At 66.0% G+C, this 18,249-nt stretch carries 15 protein-coding genes; 7 read left to right on the plus strand and 8 right to left on the minus strand.

Translation table 11 applies throughout. From position 1 onward, the window contains the following. The first annotated feature begins 324 nt into the window (after positions 1–324). The 4 genes from IEY68_RS14260 (at position 325) to IEY68_RS14275 (ending at position 7,095) form a co-directional block, all read left to right on the plus strand. Entirely contained in the window at positions 325–1,182 is an 858-nt protein-coding gene (locus tag IEY68_RS14260; protein WP_062997702.1) for an acyl-CoA thioesterase, read from the plus strand. Between the two features lie 425 nt (positions 1,183–1,607). Continuing rightward, positions 1,608–3,914 (plus strand): ATP-binding protein, encoded by a 2,307-nt coding sequence (locus tag IEY68_RS14265; RefSeq protein ID WP_063916267.1) that lies wholly within the window; start codon positions 1,608–1,610, stop codon positions 3,912–3,914. 213 nt (positions 3,915–4,127) lie between these two features. After that, a complete protein-coding gene (locus IEY68_RS14270) occupies positions 4,128–4,613 on the plus strand; it encodes a MaoC family dehydratase (RefSeq protein ID WP_062997698.1) in 486 nt (161 codons plus the stop codon). A 223-nt stretch (positions 4,614–4,836) separates the two neighbouring features. Then, positions 4,837–7,095: an acyl-CoA dehydrogenase family protein gene (locus tag IEY68_RS14275; protein WP_062997696.1), complete on the plus strand. Its 2,259-nt coding sequence runs from the start codon at positions 4,837–4,839 to the stop codon at positions 7,093–7,095. A 119-nt stretch (positions 7,096–7,214) separates the two neighbouring features. On the opposite strand, the gene IEY68_RS14280 is transcribed toward IEY68_RS14275, so the two are convergent. Continuing rightward, positions 7,215–7,967 carry a FadR/GntR family transcriptional regulator gene (locus tag IEY68_RS14280; RefSeq protein WP_062997694.1) on the minus strand — a complete coding sequence of 251 codons (753 nt, stop codon included), beginning with the start codon at positions 7,965–7,967 and terminating at the stop codon, positions 7,215–7,217. A 270-nt stretch (positions 7,968–8,237) separates the two neighbouring features. Between IEY68_RS14280 and IEY68_RS14285 the strand changes: the two genes are divergently transcribed. After that, positions 8,238–9,116 (plus strand): acyl-CoA thioesterase, encoded by an 879-nt coding sequence (locus IEY68_RS14285; RefSeq protein WP_062997690.1) that lies wholly within the window; start codon positions 8,238–8,240, stop codon positions 9,114–9,116. A 91-nt stretch (positions 9,117–9,207) separates the two neighbouring features. Here IEY68_RS14285 and IEY68_RS14290 read toward each other — a convergent pair whose 3' ends face one another. Next, positions 9,208–10,248: a Rieske 2Fe-2S domain-containing protein gene (locus IEY68_RS14290; protein WP_062997688.1), complete on the minus strand. Its 1,041-nt coding sequence runs from the start codon at positions 10,246–10,248 to the stop codon at positions 9,208–9,210. 154 nt (positions 10,249–10,402) lie between these two features. Between IEY68_RS14290 and IEY68_RS14295 the strand changes: the two genes are divergently transcribed. Next, complete coding sequence (locus tag IEY68_RS14295; protein WP_229718774.1) at positions 10,403–11,041, plus strand: TetR/AcrR family transcriptional regulator; 639 nt, start codon at positions 10,403–10,405, stop codon at positions 11,039–11,041. 83 nt (positions 11,042–11,124) lie between these two features. On the opposite strand, the gene IEY68_RS14300 is transcribed toward IEY68_RS14295, so the two are convergent. The 6 genes from IEY68_RS14300 to IEY68_RS14320 form a co-directional block, all read right to left on the minus strand. Continuing rightward, complete coding sequence (locus IEY68_RS14300) at positions 11,125–12,693, minus strand: class I adenylate-forming enzyme family protein (RefSeq protein ID WP_229718775.1); 1,569 nt, start codon at positions 12,691–12,693, stop codon at positions 11,125–11,127. Positions 12,694–12,948: 255 nt separating this feature from the next. Further along, entirely contained in the window at positions 12,949–14,505 is a 1,557-nt protein-coding gene (locus tag IEY68_RS14305; protein WP_062997686.1) for an AMP-binding protein, read from the minus strand. Between the two features lie 152 nt (positions 14,506–14,657). Beyond that, entirely contained in the window at positions 14,658–15,374 is a 717-nt protein-coding gene (locus IEY68_RS14310) for a FadR/GntR family transcriptional regulator (RefSeq protein ID WP_062998060.1), read from the minus strand. 114 nt (positions 15,375–15,488) lie between these two features. After that, on the minus strand, positions 15,489–15,794 hold the full coding sequence (locus tag IEY68_RS14315; protein WP_062997684.1) for a hypothetical protein: 306 nt from the start codon (positions 15,792–15,794) through the stop codon (positions 15,489–15,491). 56 nt (positions 15,795–15,850) lie between these two features. Beyond that, positions 15,851–15,976 carry a hypothetical protein gene (locus IEY68_RS36770; RefSeq protein ID WP_268241625.1) on the minus strand — a complete coding sequence of 42 codons (126 nt, stop codon included), beginning with the start codon at positions 15,974–15,976 and terminating at the stop codon, positions 15,851–15,853. Between the two features lie 25 nt (positions 15,977–16,001). Then, positions 16,002–16,871, minus strand: coding sequence for an acyl-CoA thioesterase (locus IEY68_RS14320; RefSeq protein WP_062997682.1), 870 nt, complete (start codon positions 16,869–16,871; stop codon positions 16,002–16,004). A 168-nt stretch (positions 16,872–17,039) separates the two neighbouring features. Here IEY68_RS14320 and IEY68_RS14325 point away from each other — a divergent pair, with 168 nt between their 5' ends. Further along, the gene (locus IEY68_RS14325; RefSeq protein ID WP_062997680.1) at positions 17,040–18,209 is read left to right on the plus strand and encodes a thiolase family protein; all 1,170 of its coding nucleotides are present in this window, start codon (positions 17,040–17,042) and stop codon (positions 18,207–18,209) included. Positions 18,210–18,249: the final 40 nt, after the last annotated feature.

Genomic DNA, 18,249 nt, shown 5'->3' on the forward strand with positions numbered 1-18,249 from the left:
GCAGGCACCAGCGTCACCTTGCCGATGAGGCCGACCACACGGCGATGGACTGCGGCTTTCTCGCGCACGGCATCCACGGCCCCCGCGCCGCGCCTTTCGTACCGAACGCGCCTCGCTCATCCGGCAGCCACCCCGACGATGTCGGCCCCCATACGAGAACTATAGTAAAAATAGTAATCTAAATAATCTATTAAAGAACCGATGACCAGGCGGTTCACAGATCGAGGAGTCGCATGAGCTCGCGGGGAACGCCTTTATCATCGCGCCGACCGACACGCGAGCGGAGGAGCGACATCGACCCCCGGGACACGCTGCGGGCCGATCATGGCTGAACGCGCGCAGGTCGAGCGTAATCGCCACAACGGTCACAAGCCCGGCGACGAAAGGCTCGGTCGCGGGGAGGTCGGCACTCTCGCCGCGCTGCTGGAGCTCGAGCAGATCGATATCAACATCTTCCGCGGCCGCAACGCCGATCACGGCCTACCACGGAGCCGGCTCTACGGAGGCCAGGTCGCCGCGCAGGCGTTACGCGCCGCAGGTCACACGGTCGCCCCGGATCGGCTGCCGCATTCCCTGCACGGCTACTTCCTGCGCACCGGCCGCCCCGATCTTCCGGTGCTGTACCAGGTGGACCGCGACCGAGACGGACGATCCTTCTCGGCCCGCCACGTCAGCGCGATCCAGAACGGACAGATCATCTTCTCGATGCTCGCCTCGTTCCACACCGGCGAGGCCGGCGGTACGCACGATGGGTTACCACGCCGCGAGGCACCCGATCCCGAACAGGTCGAACCACACCGAGCCGCATTCCGCGACCGACTCGTGGATATCCGCGAGATCACCCATACCACCGAATCCGAGGACCGGGTGTCGGATCTGATGTGGATTCGCTCGGCAACCCCATTGCCCGACGACCCCCTTGTGCACGCTTGTGCCCTCGCCTACGTCTCCGACCTCGGCAGCGGATACGGGCAACTGTCCGATCCCGGGATTCCCAGCGGCGGCCCCAGCGTCGACCATGCGTTGTGGTTCCATGACCGGCTGAAGCTGGACGATTGGGTACTCCTCGACCTGTGGCCGACGATGGCCGGGGGCGCCCGCGGGCTGTATCACGGCAGTATCCGGTCCCCGGCCGGCAGGCTCGGCGCCACCCTGAGCCAGGAGATGCTGCTCCGGTCCTGAACCTGCGGCGCCGGCGTCGTCGGCGGAGAACACGTGATCGCGACCCACCGCGCGGGCGTCTCGTCGAAAATCGGGCCTGGCCTGTTCGCGGGTCCGATCACGCCGGTGAGCGCGCCATTCAGCGCATGCCGTTTCCGGCCGGTCGGCACAGACAGCCGTCCCGTCCGACGACGGGTTCGCATAGGCAACAGTGTCCGATTTGCTCGATTCCTCGGCCCATATCAGTAAGCTGGCGATCAGCTACAAAGCCGCGTCGGTACCCGATCGGCGGCGTGTTCGGCCACCGGAGAGCGCGCCGGAACCCGGCGACCGCCCGCGGCGCGCTCGAGAAAGGCCAGAAAGAACATGTGGTGGATCCGGATCACAGTGCCCGGAGGCGACCTGTCGCACCGGCCCGCCACCGGCGATCGGGTAGCGACCTCTCGATGACCGCGACGGCACCACCGCACAGCTCATCCGGAAACCTGCCTGCGGATCTGACCAGCTTCGTCGGCCGGCGACCCGAACGAACCGAGATCCGACAGCTGCTGGCGAACACGCGGCTCGTGACGCTCACCGGCTTCGGCGGGGTCGGCAAGACCAGGCTCGCACTGCGGGTGGGGGCAGATGTACGCCGGGCCTTCCACCACGGAGTATGGTTCGCCGAACTCGCGGAGCTGACAAATCCCGCCCTGCTCGCGGACACCATCGCCAAGGTCTTCGGACTGCACACCCAGACCACGGGAAGTGCGCTGCAATCACTGACGGAGCATCTCGCCACCCGCAACGTCCTCATCGTGCTGGACAACTGTGAGCATCTGATCGACGCCTGCGCGGAGTTGGCGGACATCCTGCTGCGTGCTTGTCCCGATGTCCATATCCTTGCGACCAGCCGTGAACCGCTCGGTATCGTCGGTGAGACCGTGCTTCCGGTCGCACCACTGCCCGTTCCTCCGACGCAGGTCACCGGATCCGGCGCCGTCACGGAGTACGAGGCGATCACCCTGTTCCGGGATCGCGCGGTCGCCGTGACCCCCGGCTTCCGGATCGGCGACGACAATCGCGACGATGTCGCCGGAATCTGCCGCCGCCTGGAGGGCATCCCGCTGGCACTCGAGCTGGCCGCCGTACGCTTACGCGGGCTTTCCACCGCTCAGCTCCTGGAACAACTCGATGACCGGTTACAACTGCTGAATGCCGGCAGCCGGGTCGCCCCGAGCCGGCAACGCACGCTCCGGGGCTGCATCGAATGGAGCTACGACCTGTGCACGGCGCGCGAACAACGACTGTGGGCCGGCATCGCGGTCTTCTCGGGTGGATTCGAACTCGACGCGGCGCACGCTGTCTGCGGCGGCACCGGGCACCACGGCGCGGAACTGCTCGACACAGTGTTGTCACTGGTCGATAAATCCATCCTGATCAGCGAAGATGTCGGCGGCCGGATGCGGTACCGGATGCTGGAGGTCATCCGGCAGTACGGCGAGGAACGGTTGCGTTCGCTCGATGACGAGTATGTGATCCGGCTCCGGCACAGCGAGTTCTACGCCGGGTTGTCCGAACAGGCCGCCGAGGAGTGGCTCAGCCCCCGCCAAGGCGCGTGGATGGACCGGCTTCGACGTGAGCACGCCAATTTCCAGCGCGCGCTCACGTTCAGTCTCGCCCAACCGCAGGCCACCACGGCCGGCCTACGCATCGCCGGGGTCTTACACGAACACTGGATCGCGTTGGGCGCGATCGCCGAGGCCCGGCACTGGTGCGAGCGGCTGCTCATGGGCGAGCCGGTCACGTCCGAGCTCTACGCGGGCGTGGTGAGCACCGCGGCGTGGATGGCGATCATGCAGGGAGATCTCGCCTGCGCCGATACGCTCATCACCACGGGATCCACCATGGCGGGCCTGGACGACGTGGCGCGGACGTGGTTCGACAACCTCGCCGGACTCCTCGCGATGTACGACGGCAGCGATCTGGACGAGTCGATCGCCGTGAACGAGCGTGCGCTGGTCATCGTCCGCGGCACCGACGATGTCAGGCGTGAGATCACCACCCTGATCCTCTTGCAGTTGGCGCATTGTTACGCGGGCCATCACACGGAGGCATTGCGTCACCACGAGATGTGCCTGCGGTTGTGCGCCGATATCGGCGACTCCTGGTACGCCTCCTACAGCCTGTGGAATGCCGGCATCGTGCACTGGTTCGACGGTGACTCCCGAGCCGCCCGCACCGCGCTACGGCGTAGTCTGCGACTCAAACGAGACGTTCGTGACGAGTTCGGTGTAGCCATCGCCCTGGAGGCCATGGCCTGGGTTACGCCCGAACCGAGGCGCGCCGCCACGCTGCTCGGCATTGCCGCTACCCGATGGGGAACAATCGGGATGCAGGTGCGGAAAATTCCCGCGACGGCCCATTGGCACAATGCCTGCGAAGACCGGTTGCGAACCCAACTCGGAGCCGACGGCCTATCGCAAGCACTGGCAGAGTCCGCGAAGTTCGACGCCACGGCGGGGCTGGATTACGCACTCGACGACGGTGCCAAGCCGACCGATACCGTGCCCCCACAGACCGCGCCGCCGCTGACGCGTCGTGAGCAAGAAGTTGCGACGCTCGTATCCCGTGGCCTGTCCAACCGCGAGATCGCCGGCAACCTGGTGATCGCCCAGCGCACCGCGGAGACGCACGTCGAACATATCCTCACCAAACTGGGATTCACCTCACGCGTGCAGATCGCCGCCTGGATAGCGGAGCAGCCGCGCTGACGGTCGGCCGCAGGCACGCGCGTTCCGCCGAACGCTGCCTACTCGGTCGCCGCGGGGAACCGTTCGCAGGTTCCTCGTCGCGGCGCTGCCATCGGCATGAGGATCGGTTCATCGTGTCTCCCGCCGTCGCCCCACCCATCCCGCAGGCCGTATATTACGATGAATTATCTATCTAATTAGGTAGGCTGGCTTCAGGAACGGAAGGTCGACGGCATGCACAACGACGGGACCACGAACCCTTGGGGCATCGCACCCGCCCTACAAGGACGGACCTTCGAGGACCTGGTGCCCGGCAGCCGATTCCGGACCGGCAGCCGCACGATCACCGAATCCGACCTGATCGCCTTCGTGACCCTCACCGGACTCAATGAGCCACTGTTCCTGGACGAGCAGGGCTCTGTCGAGGCAGGCTATCCCGGACGCATAATCCCCGGGACCCTCACCTTCGCCTACGCCGAAGGCCTCGTCGTACAGACCGGCGTCCTACACGGGACCGGCATGGCCTTCTTACATGCCGACCTGGACATCAAAGCGCCCGTCCTCGCCGGCGACACCATCACCGTCCTGGTCGAGGTGCTGGAATCCAGACCTACCACTTCGGGCGCCAAAGGCATTGTCAAGACCAAGAATTCGGTCGTCAAACGCGATGGGACGGTCGCACTCGAATACCAGCCGGTCCGGCTGGTCCGGGGTCGCTGACGTATTCCGCGCCACCTTGCACCGGCCCGACCGACCGGTCCGGTGTTCCGACTCCGGTCACGGCGGCCGCCGTCGAGCTACCGACTGTCGCACACGCGGCCACAGCGGCGCATCCATAGACCCCTCGACCGCAGTGCTTATAGATATATAATTTCACTTTTACAGCCTATTTCGAATCGTCCAGGGCTCACCGTATGCCCGGCGAAGGAAGGACCGGGACCGAATGAAACCGATCACCGCGGCCGCCGATACCGAGGATCAACAGTCCCTCGCCGACGCCCTTGCGCAGTTGTTCAACAAGGACTGGAACGAGGGGGCTGCACACAAGGCGATCGCCGAGCCGGAAACCCTCAGCGAGCGTCCCCTGTGGTCGAAATTGGCCGCACTCGGTGTGGCGGGCCTGCCGATACCTCAGGAACGCGGCGGCTCGGGCGGGCGATGGTCCGACCTCGCGCTGGCTCTCGAAGTCTGCGGAGCGGCGATCGCGCCGACCCCCGCGGTGGCGGTGGCCGGCACCCTCGGCGCTCTCGGCATCCTCGATCCGGATACCGTCGCGCCGACGCTGGCCGATATCGCGGCAGGTGACACGGTCGCCACCATCGCCTGGACCCCGCGCGACGAGCTGTGGGGAGCACCGGGAGGCTTTCGTGCCACCGGCGACGACGACACGGTCGCGGTGACAGGAGACGCGCAGCTCGTACTCTCGCCGGAGGCGGATATCGTGCTGGTCCTGGCAGAACACCCGTCCGGGCCAGTGCTCGTGGCAGTGTCGCGCACCGCCATCGGGGCCGATATGCAGCGCACACCGGGACTCGATCTGCTGCGGCCGCTGGGCGCCCTGCACCTCGACCACGCCGAAGGCACCGTCCTGGCCCGTGGTGATATCGCTCTGCGCGCGGTCCGCCGCAGCCTGGTGACCGCGGCGGGCGCGCTGTCCTCCGAACTCGTGGGCCTGGCGGCGCAGTGCCTGCAGGGCGCGGTCGCCTACGCCGGACAGCGCGAACAGTTCGGCCGGGTGATCGGATCGTTCCAGGCGATCAAGCACAAGCTCGCCGATATGCTGGCCGGGGTGGAGCTGGCGCGCGCGGCGAGCCGGAATGTGGCCGAGTTGCTCGATACGGCCGCCTCCGACGACGCGTTGGACGACGCGGTGGCGCTGGCACTGCTGGAGTCGGTCGCGGTCGCCAAGCGGGTGAGCGCCGACTACATCCAGGTTCTCGGCGGGGTCGGCTACACCTGGGAGCACGAGGCACACCTCTACTATCGCCGCGCCGGTGCGGCAGCCCCGCTTTTCGGCGGCGCTGTGGCCCACCGCAACCGATTGGATCCGACGACACATACCGTGGGACAGAGTGATCCGGAGGGCACGCAGTGGCCGGAGGGTAGCGCGGCCGCCGAGCTCGCCGCGCATGTGCGTGATCTGCAGCCGGCCTATCAGCAGAAGTGGGGCGACGACGACTCGTTCGCGGCCCGGCTCGACTGGCAGCGGCGGCTGCACGAGACCGGCTGGATCGCGCCGCAATGGCCTGCCGAATTCGGCGGACGCGGGCTCGGCATCGTCGATCAGGTCACGTGTGACCGTGTACTCGCCGAGCTGCGCACTCCCCTGTTGGCCGGGATACTCGGTGTCAACAATGTCGCGCCCACCCTGATGCGTTACGGCACAACGGAACAGCAACAGCATTTGCGCGCCATCCAATCCGGCGCGGAGATCTGGTGCCAGGGCTTCTCCGAACCCGGCGCGGGCAGCGACCTCGCCGGGTTGCGCACCAAGGCTGTTCTGGACGGCGACGAGTTCGTGATAGACGGGCAGAAGATCTGGACCTCGGAGGGTATGGAGGCCACGCACTGCCTGCTGCTGGTCCGGACCGACCCGCAGGCACCCCCGCACAAGGGCATTTCCGCGCTGCTCGTACCGATGGACACACTGGGGATCACCAGGCGTCCGATCACCCAGATCACCGGTGAGGGTGGCTTCGCGGAAGTGTTCTTCGACAGCGTCCGGGTGCCCCGCAGTGCACTGCTCGGGCCACTGCACGAAGGATGGAAGGTCACCATGACGACCCTGGGCTTCGAGCGCGCAGGCGTCATCGTGCTCGCGGCCGGTCTCGAGCAGAGCGTCTACGACGTGGTCGCCGCCCTCGCCGACCATGACCTCGATTCCAGCACGCGGGCAGAGCTGACCGACCGGCTCGTGGAGGCGCGCGCGCTGGGGCTACTCGGCAAACGCGCGCTCGGCAAGATCGCCGACGGCGGCGCGCCGGGGGCCGAGCACTCGGTTATCAAACTGGTCTGGAGTCTCACGATGCAGGCCATCGGCGACACCCACCTGGCCGCACTCGGCCTGGACGGCATCACCGCGGCGCGTGGCCGGGTCGCGCAACGCGCCTATCTCAGCTCGCGGGTCGCGACGATTGCGGGCGGCACCACCGAGGTGATGCGCAATATTCTCGCGGAACGGGTACTCGGCCTGCCGAAATAGGCGGCCCGGAAACGACTACAGCGTGGCCACGGTGGAGATCCATCGCGGCCGCGCTGTCCGGGGCCGCGGCGGCCCGGCGTCGTATCGGGCACTCGGTGGTCGACCCGCCGCGGCTTCGGTTACTGCAGGACGTCGAGCACGGATTCTTCCGGACTCTTCATCATGAATTCCTTGACCTGCGTCAAGTGACTACGCCAGAACGCGACCGCCTTGTCCGGATTCTTGTCCCGGATGAGCTGCACGAGCTTGACGTGCGCTCGATGCGCCGTCGAGGCAGTCGACTCGACTCCCGGATCACCGCGATTCTCGTGGACGAACTTCTCGACCTGGCCGGCGATGATCGAGTACAAGATGTCCAGCAGGACGATCATCGTCTGATTGCCCGCGAGTTCCATCAGAAGACGATGGAACTCGAGATCGTACAGCCGGCCGAAGGCAACCGGGTCATCGAGCACCCGTTCGCCCTCGGCCACCATCGCGTCGAGCCGGCGAAGATCGGCGGCCGAGCGTTTGCGTGCCAGAATCGCCACTGCCGCAGCTTCCAGCTGGACCCGCGCTTCGTGCACGTCGGCGAGAGTGGTCTTACGGTATTGCAGCAACGTTCCCGCGTACCGTGCCGCCACGTCGATATCGGGGAGCAGTACGCGGGCCCCGCCGCGAGCGCCGCGCCGGATCTGAATGATCTGCTCGGACTCCAGAATCCGGAATGCCTCACGCAAGGTGGGCCGGGAGACCCCGAATTGCTCCATGAGCTCGGATTCCGACATCAAGGCGTCACCTTCGCGCAGCTCGCCGGTCACGATCTGCCTGCGCAGGTGCGCGGCGATCATCTCACCCGCCTTCGGCACTCGAACAACGGTCGAATTGAGCATGGCGGACCTCGGCTCCCTCTCACGCTTTCGGTTAGCTGATACCACCATTATCACCGATAAGCCGCAGGCCGCGCGCAGCGCAGCCCGAATGTCGGCCGCGGACGGTTCCGAGGCGATCGACCTCTCCCGAAACACACCGGATCTCCGGGGCAGGCGGACGGCGCCTGGGGAGCTACTGGCCGCGCGAGTGATATAACTAAATTTTTAATCTAATATGTCGGCCCCGCAGGGCCGGTACGACCTGCCCGGCAAGAGAAGGAGGTCCCGGCGATGAGCACGGCGGCCCGCACGACCGATCCGTTTTCCTTGGCAGAAGTTCTGGGCATCCATCCGATCGGCGGTTCCGAATTCATCGGCCCCGCACGCCCCACAGCCGGACCGCGCATCTTGGGTGGCGTCACCGTGGCACAAGCCCTGCTGGCCGCATGGACGACGGTCCCCGACGGCAGGCCGGTTCATTGCCTGCAGAGCACATTTCTGCGACCCGGCTACAGCGACACCCCCGTCACCTACCGCGTTCACCCGCTCTACGACGGCACCTCCTACACGACCCGGATGGTCAGCGCGACGCAGCGAGAACGCACCATTTTCACCGGCACCGTCTCCTTCCAGGAACCCGAATCCGGGCCGTCCCACCAGGTACCGGAGTTGTCGGCGCCCGCACCGGCAAAGGTCGCGCCCGCCGCGCAGATGTGGAAGGGCGACCGGGCGAGTCTGTCGTGGCTGGCGGCCGTCGAACGGACCACGTTGCTGGAGTACCGTTTTCCCGTCACGCCGACCAGAGTCGCCACCGCCCAGGGCACGGTCGTTCCGCCATGGCACCAACTGTGGGTTCGCCCACGGACACCGACGCCGGGCGACGATCGGATGCAGGCCGCGACACTCGCTTACATCACCGATGTGCTGCTACTGTCCACGGCCCTGGGACCCCACCGCATCACAACTCAGGACCCCGGCCTCCGGTTCGCGACCGTGAACCACAGCATCTGGTTCCACTCGCCGTGCCGGGTCGACGACTGGCTGCTCTACGAGCAGGAAGGCACCTGGGCCGGATCGGGACGCGCACTGTGCCGCGGCTCGATCTTCCTCCGCGACGGCACCTTGGCGGCAACCGTCACACAGGAAGGAATGATCCGAACCTCCGAATGAGCGGCCGCTCGACAGCCTTCGCCCGCGTTCACACTCGCCGGCCGACGACCGGAGCCGACGCAATCACGCCACCTTCCCGGACAAGGCGGCTTCAGACCCGTACGGCATCCGATTGGACAGCGACCTCGTTGTCGGCGCCGGGATAGAACTGCTTCACCCACTTGCGGATCCGACGGAATCCGCGCCCTTCCTCGACCGCGAGCGCTCCGGGTGGATCGACGAAGATCTGGTTGTTCCAGATGGCGAGATCGTCGGGCAGGGCCGATTTGGCATCATCGAGGCGACGCCGATAGCTACCGTCCTCCAGATCGCCTTCCACTCGATCGATCCAATAGGTCGCGAAGATCTCCGTCTTGCCGTCCTCGACCGGCGTGGTGTTGATGCTGATGATCCGGACGCCCTCGAGTGTGTGCTCCACGTTGACGCTGACGCCGATCCCCGACCACAGCAGTTCAAGGGTGTTCATGCTGTCGGTTCGAAGTTTTCCCTGTTCGTCCTCGGGGTGGTTCTGCCACCCTCGGCCGAAGCCGACCCGGGCCCGCCACTCGGGGCCTTCGACCTGTTCCTCGAGCACCACCGGGCTGATCGGGGTCTTGTGCACGAAGCGGAAGTGGTGCCGGTCGACCGCGTTCTCGGTCACCATCTGCGGATGCACCCGCAGGTCCCGGTAGTGTTCCCGGCCCTCGGGCCATGCCGCGTGGAAGTCCCGGGTGGCCGCGTGCGGGGCCCAGGTGAGCATATCCGGCACCTCCCAGAACGGAGCGCGCCCGGCAGCGTCGAACCATACATAGATGGCCTCGTTGCGCTCGACGACGTGCCACGCGCCCAACCGCACCGCCCGATTGGGCCGATCCTGATAAGGGATGGACACATTGCGCCCGTCGGGAGCCCAGACCCAGCCGTGGAAGGGACACCGGATCCCCTCGTCGACCACGCAGCCGCCATGAGCCAGGCTCGCGCCGAGATGTTTGCAGTATCGGTCGTGCACCCGCACCACGCCGTCTTTGCCCCGGTAGGCGACCAGATCGCGGCCGAAGTAGCGCAGCGCGACAACCTGCTCGGGGGCGATGTCCCCGGCCCATGCCACCTGAAACCACCCGGTCAGCTCGAGATCGAGTCCGTGAAGTCGCACTGTCCACCTCCATGTCGATTATTACTGCACACCATAACGGGGAATGCCATTCCCAGGCAAGAAAAATAGCACTGGGAATAGCGTTCCCAAATATAGGGTAGCCAGGAATAGAAAGGCGTTTACGTATGCGATACTGAGCGCACAGGAGGTGGCCGTGAACGGTTCGTCGAGCCAGACCGATATCGACACACAGGCAGGTCCGGGCAGCGCCGCTGCCGCGGCGCCCAGCTACGCCGAACGTGAACGCGCGGCGATAATCCGTGCCGCGCACCGGCTGATCGGGCGCTACGGCGGCGTGACACCGATCGAGGACATCCTGCGAGCGGCGAAAGTGAACAGGCGTACCTTCTACCGCCATTTCCCGTCCAAGGACGCGCTGGTGCTCGCGATGCAGCGCGAGGCGGGCGAGCTGGTCCTGCGCGGGCTGCGCGCCGCCGTGGACAGCAGTCCGGACGGCAGGGCCGCGGCGATCGCCTGGATCGAAGAGTTCCTCACCATCGGCTGGGATGAGCCGCGCGCCTTCGACGGCAGAACATTCGTCTCACCCGAGGTGGGCCTCGTCGCCGGTTTCGCCGACGCGCTCGAGGAGATCCATACTTCCCACCGCGACCTTCTCGTGGCTGCCCTCGTCCGGGCACGCGCCGATGGGAGCCTGCCCGACACGATGCCCGACAGGGACGCCTTCGCGATCCACGCCGTCGTTCTCCGGTGTGTAGAGATGCGCGCCCGCGGGCGGCTGGACCGGCCGTATCCGGCGGTGCGCGACGATATCGTCGGACTGTTCGTGAAGTGACCGGTCGTCCGGCGTAGCGCTCTCGCCGCGCCGGCAGAGTTCGCCGCGTGATCACCGGCGGCGAACTCCGTCACCAGTTCAGGTCAGCGGTTCAGCATGTCGAGGCGCAGTGCCTTCTTATCCAGTTTTCCGAGACCGGTCTTGGGCAGTTCGTCGACGAACTCGAGCTGCTCGGGCACTTTCTGCGGCATCAGGCCCGCTCCCCGCAAATACTCGGCGAGATCCGGGAGCGCCGGGGGCGTGACACCGTGCCGCACAGTGATCACCGCGCAGACTCGTTCACCCCGTTCGTCGTCCGGCAGGCCGATCACCGCGACTTCGGCGACAGCCGGATGCCCGGCGATCAGTGACTCCACCTCGACCGGGCCGATGTTCTCGCCCTTTCGGATGATGACGTCCTTCAGTCGTCCCGTCACTTCGATATGTCCGTCCGGGCACATATGGCCGAGGTCGCCGGTACGCAGCCAGCCGTCGGCAGTGAACGCATCTGCCGTCTGCGCCGCATCGGTGTAACCGGCGAACACCGTATCCCCTTTGACCTGTATCTCACCGTCTCCGTCCACCACCGGCTCGCCCGCGTCGTCGACAATCCGCACCTGTAGGCCCGGAACGGGCTTACCTTCGGTATTCGCCAAGTGTTCGTCGGTGTCGTCGGGCGCGGCGACGCAGATCATCGGCACCTCTGTCATGCCGTAGTCATGTGCGACGGTCACCCGCATTTCGTCGCGCACCGCGAAATACACACTCGGCGGACAGGGCGCACCGCCACCTTTGAGCAGCCGCAGACTCGGCACCAATGACTGCCCCGCGGGCAGCTTTCGCTGCTCGGCGAGCAGCGCGGTATAGAAGACCGTGCTGCCGCCGGTGAACGTCACCTTGCGCTTTCGCCACAATGCCACCGCCGTTACCGGATCGAACGCCTCGAGCAGCACCGAGGGAAATCCGGCGAGCAGCATCGACATCAAGTAGACGATGCCACCGACATGCGCGATGGGAAACGGTATCGAACCGACCTCGTCGGCCATATACCCCAACCGTCCGTGCACGGTGAATCCCCGAGCGGCCGCGAGCAGCGATCCATCGGTATGCCGCACTCCCTTGGGCGATCCGGAAGAACCGGATGTGAAGTAGATCCACCCGACGTCTCCCGAGGAGCCGGTCACCGCAGGCAGCGTCGACACCGCGGCGGACTCGGGTGCGTCCACACCTATGGTCAGAATCCGCGGACTCTGCGCCAGACCCTCCGCCATCGCCACATAGTCGGTGCCGCGCCAGGTCCCCGGAACCAGGATCACCTCCGCGGCCGCCGACGCGGTCGCCGAGGAGACTTCGCGTTCCCGGTAGATCGGGATGATCGGCGCCTGAACCGCGCGCAGCCGCGCCAGGGCCGCCATCACCAGCGCGGTACTGATCCGAGTCGGCAACTGCCAGGCGACCCGGGTTCCCGGGCCGATCCCCTGGGCGTGCAGTTCGGCGGCGACCCGTTCGGCCCGGTCCCGGAACTCGGCGAAGGTGAGTGAGACGTCCCGTTCATCGAAGAGCATCGGCTGATCGCCCGACAGCTCGGCGCGAAGCGTGATGAGCTCCCAGAATCCTTGCGCCTTGAATTGTTCACCAGCGCTGATGGGGTCACCAGCGATATTTTCGGACACGTCGAGCCCTTCCTTGACCCCCGCTGCACCATTCGTGGAATATAGTACAATCAGTTGACCATTTTAAGACTGAAAATCAGAGATCTCGTCGACCGGGCCTCCGACGGCCGACGATCGAGCGGAGCTGCCCGCAGGCCCGGTACATCGACCACGGGGTCTACCGGCATCCGTCCGATCTTCACCGCGCCTATCGACCGCAGTCGATTCACTCTTCAGGCCGGTCGCGCATCCAGTGGGCGATCACCGCGCCGGTACTCACAACGACCTCGACTCCGCAGCGTGCGCTCGGTCGTAACGCTCACGGATCACCCGTTTGAGAATCTTGCCGCTGGGCAGCCGGGGCAGCTCGGCAACGAAGTCGACCGCACGTGGACACTTGAAATGCGCGAGCCGGGACCGGCAGTACTCGATCAGTTCGGCAGCCAGCTCCGGACCGGCACTGTTCGCCTCCTGCGCTTCGATCACCGCCCGAACCTGCCGGCCCATCTCCTCGTCCGGTATGCCGATCACTGCCACGTCGGCGACCGCGGGGTGCAGTACGAGAACGTCCTCGATCTCTTTCGGGTAGATGTTCACCCCGCCCGAGATGATCAGATCCGTGCGCCGGTCGGCGAGATAGAGGAAGCCCTCCTCGTCCAGCCACCCCATATCACCGAGGGTGCTCCGGCCCCGCGCGTCGTAGGCGGCGGCGGTCTTCGCCGGATCGTTGTGATACTCGAACCGTGGACCGCCGGAGAACCAGACCGTACCCACTTCGCCGCTCGGCAGCTCGTTGCCGAGCTCGTCCAGGATATGCGCAACCCCGATCAGGGTCTTGCCGACGGAGCCTTTGTGCTCCAACCACGTCGGTGAGTCTATGGCGCTGAACGCGTTGCTCTCGCTGCCCGCGTAGTACTCGTGCAGGATCGGCCCCCACCATTCGATCATCGCCTCTTTGACCGCGATCGGGCACGGCGCGGCGGCGTGCACCGCCACCACCAGGGTCGACAGATCGAACGCACGCCTGGTCCGCTCCGGCAATTTGAGCATCCGCACGAACATGGCAGGTACGAATTGTGCGTGCGTAACCCCGTAGAGCTGAACGGATTCCAGCGCGGTGGCGGCATCGAAGCGTTCCATCACCACCACCGTGCCTCCGCCACGCTGGGTGCCCAGCGACCAGCCCAGCGGAGCCGCGTGATACAGCGGTCCGGTGCACAGATACACGCTCTCGCACCCGAACCCATAGAGGCTCGGCATCATGTTGTCCAGCGTGAGACCGGTGCCGAACGGCTCACCGGTAAGCGCCACAGTAATTCCTTTGGGCCGCCCGGTGGTGCCCGAGGAGTAGAACATGTAGTGGCCCTCGACCTGCTCGGCCGGCGGCTGGGTCGAATACTCGGCCACCGCGCGTGCGTAGTCCTCGAACCCGGCGCGGTCACCGCCGACCATCAGCCGGGTGTGCAGCGCCGGTGCCTCCGCGGCGACCTGCTCGGCGAGATCGCCCAGCGCCGCCGAAGCGATGAGAACTGATGCGCCGCAATCGCGCACAATATATGCAGCCTCCGCCGCGGTGAGATGCCAGTTCACCGGCGTATAGAACAGGCCGCAACGCTGCGCGGCCCAGGCCACTTCGAAATAGCCCGGCTCATTGGTCATCAATATCGCGATGTGATCTCCTCGGCGAAGGCCACGGTCGATCAGCAAGCGGGCCAGCCGGCTGGAACGCTGCTCGAGTTCTCCGAACGTCACGACGGTGCCGGTCTCCGCCATGATCACTGCCGGGTGATCATGGCGTCCCGGCGCGCACAGGACTGCGGGTTCATCGGCCATCTCAAATCACCTCGCTGATCGTGGCGCCGGCAACGCTGCCGTGACCACAAAACACACTTCTCATCATCCACCTGCGCGAAGATCGCGAGCGATCCACCGGCTCGCATATCGTCAGGCTAACAGTAATTCGATATCTAATTGAGCTAATTGGCCTAGTCGAAGAGATCGGACACGGTCATTGCCGCGTTGTCCCCCAACAGGTAGACCATCGTTTCCTCGAGGTGGCGTCGCCACAGCGATTCGGCGGCGGCGGAATCGTGCTCCACGATGTAGTCGTACAACCGCCGATGCGTCCGCACCGCGGCGGTGCGCGCCTCTTCCTCGCTGACTTCGGCGTCGGCGTGTAGCGAAACGTTCCCCAGGTCGATGATGTCCTGCAACATCTCACTGAGGAGTAGTAGCGTCCCGTTGTCGGCGAGTCGAATGACCAGCATGTGGAACTCGCCGTGCAATTTGATCGCCAGGTGCGGATCCTCCTGCTCGGCCGCGGCATGTCGCTCGAGGCTTTCGCGGAGGGTGGCGAGATCGGCCGGCGTTCGGTTCCGTGCCAGATCGCCGACTCGGGGCACCTCGAGGGCGACCCGGGCTTCGTACACGTCCCGCAGAGTGACCCCCCGATACTCGAGGAGGAAACTCGTGTACTTGGCGGCAACTCGCTGAGTGGGGGGTTGAACCCTTGCGCCACCGTGCGCGCCGCGACGGATACGGATGAGCGATTCGGATTCCAGTACCCGGAATGCCTCCCGCAACGTCGGCCGGGAGATTCCGTAGCGCTGCATCAGCTCCGTCTCGGACGGCAGTGCGTCACCCTCCAGCAGTTCGCCGCGAATGATCTGCCGCCGCAGTTGCGCGACGACCAATTCGGCCATCTTCGGTACCCGTACCGAGACGACAGCCGCGGCACCCGGATTCCTGGCCGCGTGGGCACCGGGCGACCCCCCCGACGGCCCTGCCCCTTCATCGAGTTCCATAGCTGAGCCGATTCAGTCACTCGCCGGCAGGGGTTTCGCCTCTTTTCTCGTCAGCGTGATCTCGCCCAGTCTCAGATCCGCCGTGCCGGCTTTGGTCACGAGGACCTCGAGCTGGTTATCGGCCGATGAGGTGTACCGCTTCCCGATCTGCGTTCCGGCACCGGGCTCGGGCACCAGCCCCGCGGCCGGATCCTGCGTCACCTCGACCATCGGGTGGCCACCACAGAGCAGACCGCCGTCGCCGACCGGCGGCTTGACGACAATGACCTCGGTGTCGTCGACCTGACTGCGCAGCCGCGTTCCCGTCTTCAGCGCCATTATCTTCTCCTTTGTCGTCGCCGTCGGTGCCCAGATTACCAGAGTAGTGAAATAATTTATCTGTTTACGCCGAACCGGGCCCGGTAGGCCGCAGCACCCGCGATGGGGACGATCGCGCCGCGCGGCCCGTCGGCGTCGGGCTGTTCGATGGCGCTGATCACCGGCGCAATCAGCGTCGCCACACACCGCCACCGAGCCTGCTGTGCTTCACACCCGCGGACCGCGGATCAGCGCCTCCTGCGCAACACTGGCGACCGTCCTGCCGTCGGCCGTGAACACCGACCCGAAGACCAGCCCACGCGCATTCACCGTGGCGATCGAGCGCTGCTCGACCAGTAGCCACTGGTCGAGCGGGACAGGACGATGGAACCAGACCGAATGGTCGAGCGAGATGGATTGCAGCGGGCCCGTCGGATCGAGACCGATCGATTCGACGGCCGGAAGCATGGCCCAGAAGTCTGTCAGGACCGTGAACAGACACGCACGTAACGCGGGGTCTTCGGGGACCGATCCGACCGGCCGAGTCCAGTAACGCCGGACGACGGCCCCCTCGCACTTGTCCATCCGACCCCGGTGCTCGAACCCGAGTTGCGGACCGAAGTCGGCGTCGAGCGGTGCCGACCATTCGCCCTCCTCCGGGCCCGGCACCATCGGCATCACCGCTTCGCTGACCGCGCTGGGTTCGTCGGCGTGGAACGATGCCGTGAGGGTGCAGATCACCTGGTCGGACTGGATCACCGTTACCGTACGCGAGGCGAAAGACCGACCGTCGCGGGAGCGGTGCACCACGAGCGTGAGCGGAACATCGGCGGGGCCCGTGCGCAGGAAGGCGGTATGCAGGGAGTGCACACCGAAATCGGCGGCGACGGTCCGCTGCGCGGCCAGCAACGCCTGGGCAGCGATCAAGCCGCCGAACAGTCGTTCCGGCGTCAGCGCCGGATCGTTCACGGCGCGGTACCGGTCGACGTCGAGAGGTTCGAGCTCGAGCACCGCGATCAACCGCGCCAGGTGCTCCGCCCCGTGCGCCGCGGTCACGGCACGGCCCGAGAGCGACGTTTCGGGAGTGGTCTCTGCCATTGCCGGCTCCGATCCTTGTGGTCATCGGGCATGATCCGGGCGCGCACCCCGCACGATCGCCTCGACCATCGACCGGGACACCAGCACCCGAGCTGTAACGCTATACCGCTAATTTAGTTAAAGATATAAGCTCATTACAAACACCTTCATCGAGAGATCGGAACGACCATGCGTGATGCCGTCATTGTCGAAATCGCCCGAACCCCGATCGGCAAGCGCAACGGTGGCCTGTCGAGTGTCCACGCCGTCGAGTTGTCGGCGACGATCCTGAACGCCTTGATCGCCCGGGCCGGAATCTCCCCCGACCTCGTGGACGACGTGCACTGGGGCAATGTGCTCAGCGTCGGTCAGCAGTCCGGGAACATCGGTCGGATGGCCGTACTCGCCGCAGGATGGCCCGAGCGCGTTCCCGGCTTCACCATCGATCGCCAATGCGGTTCGTCACAGCAGGCCATCTCGACCGCGGCGGCCACCGTCATCTCGGGCCAGGCCGACGTGATCGTGGCGGGCGGGGTCGAGATGATGTCATCGATCCCCCTGGGCGCCACAGCCGTCGAGGGCGCCGGCCGCTCGGGTGGACCCGCCGTCGACAGGTACGCGGAGGAACTCACCGGGCCCGGGTTCTTCGGCTCCTTCAACCAGGGTGCCGGTGCCGAGCAGATCGCCCGGGAATGGAATCTGTCCCGGCAACAGGTCGACGAATACTCCGTTCGCTCACATGAGCGGGCAGCCGCCGCGCAGAAGAACGGCGACTTCGACGGGGAGATCGTCCCGATCACAGTCGGCGACGAGGTGGTCGGCCGAGACGAGGGCGTGCGGCCGGGATCGACGGTCGACAAGCTCGGCACACTCAAAACCCCGTTCCTCGAAGACGGCGTGATCAGCGCCGGTAATGCCTCCCAGATTTCCGACGGCGCCTCGGCCGTACTGATCACGACGTCCGAAAAGGCTGCCGCGCTCGGCCTCACGCCGATCGCGCGCGTGCACACCGCAGTCGTCACCGGCGATGATCCGGTCAAGATGCTGACCGGCCCCATCCCGGCTACCGCGCTGGCACTGCGGCGGTCCGGACTGACCATCGACGATATCGATGCCTTCGAGATCAACGAGGCGTTCGCACCCGTACCGCTGGCGTGGCAAATAGAGACCGGCGCACCGGATGCCAAACTCAATCCCGTCGGAGGCGCGATCGCGCTGGGCCACCCCCTCGGGGCATCGGGTACCCGGCTGGCCACCACGCTCCTCGCGCACCTGAGACGCACCGGCGGCCGATACGGACTGCAGTCGATGTGCGAGGGCGGCGGCACCGCCAACGCCACCATCTACGAGCGCCTCTGATACACAGGGCACCGGCACCGCAGGTTACCGCCCGGTCGTC

Origin of the sequence: Nocardia jinanensis, from assembly GCF_014645735.1 — a bacterium.
In the GTDB taxonomy this organism is placed as follows: Bacteria; Actinomycetota; Actinomycetes; order Mycobacteriales; family Mycobacteriaceae; genus Nocardia; species Nocardia jinanensis.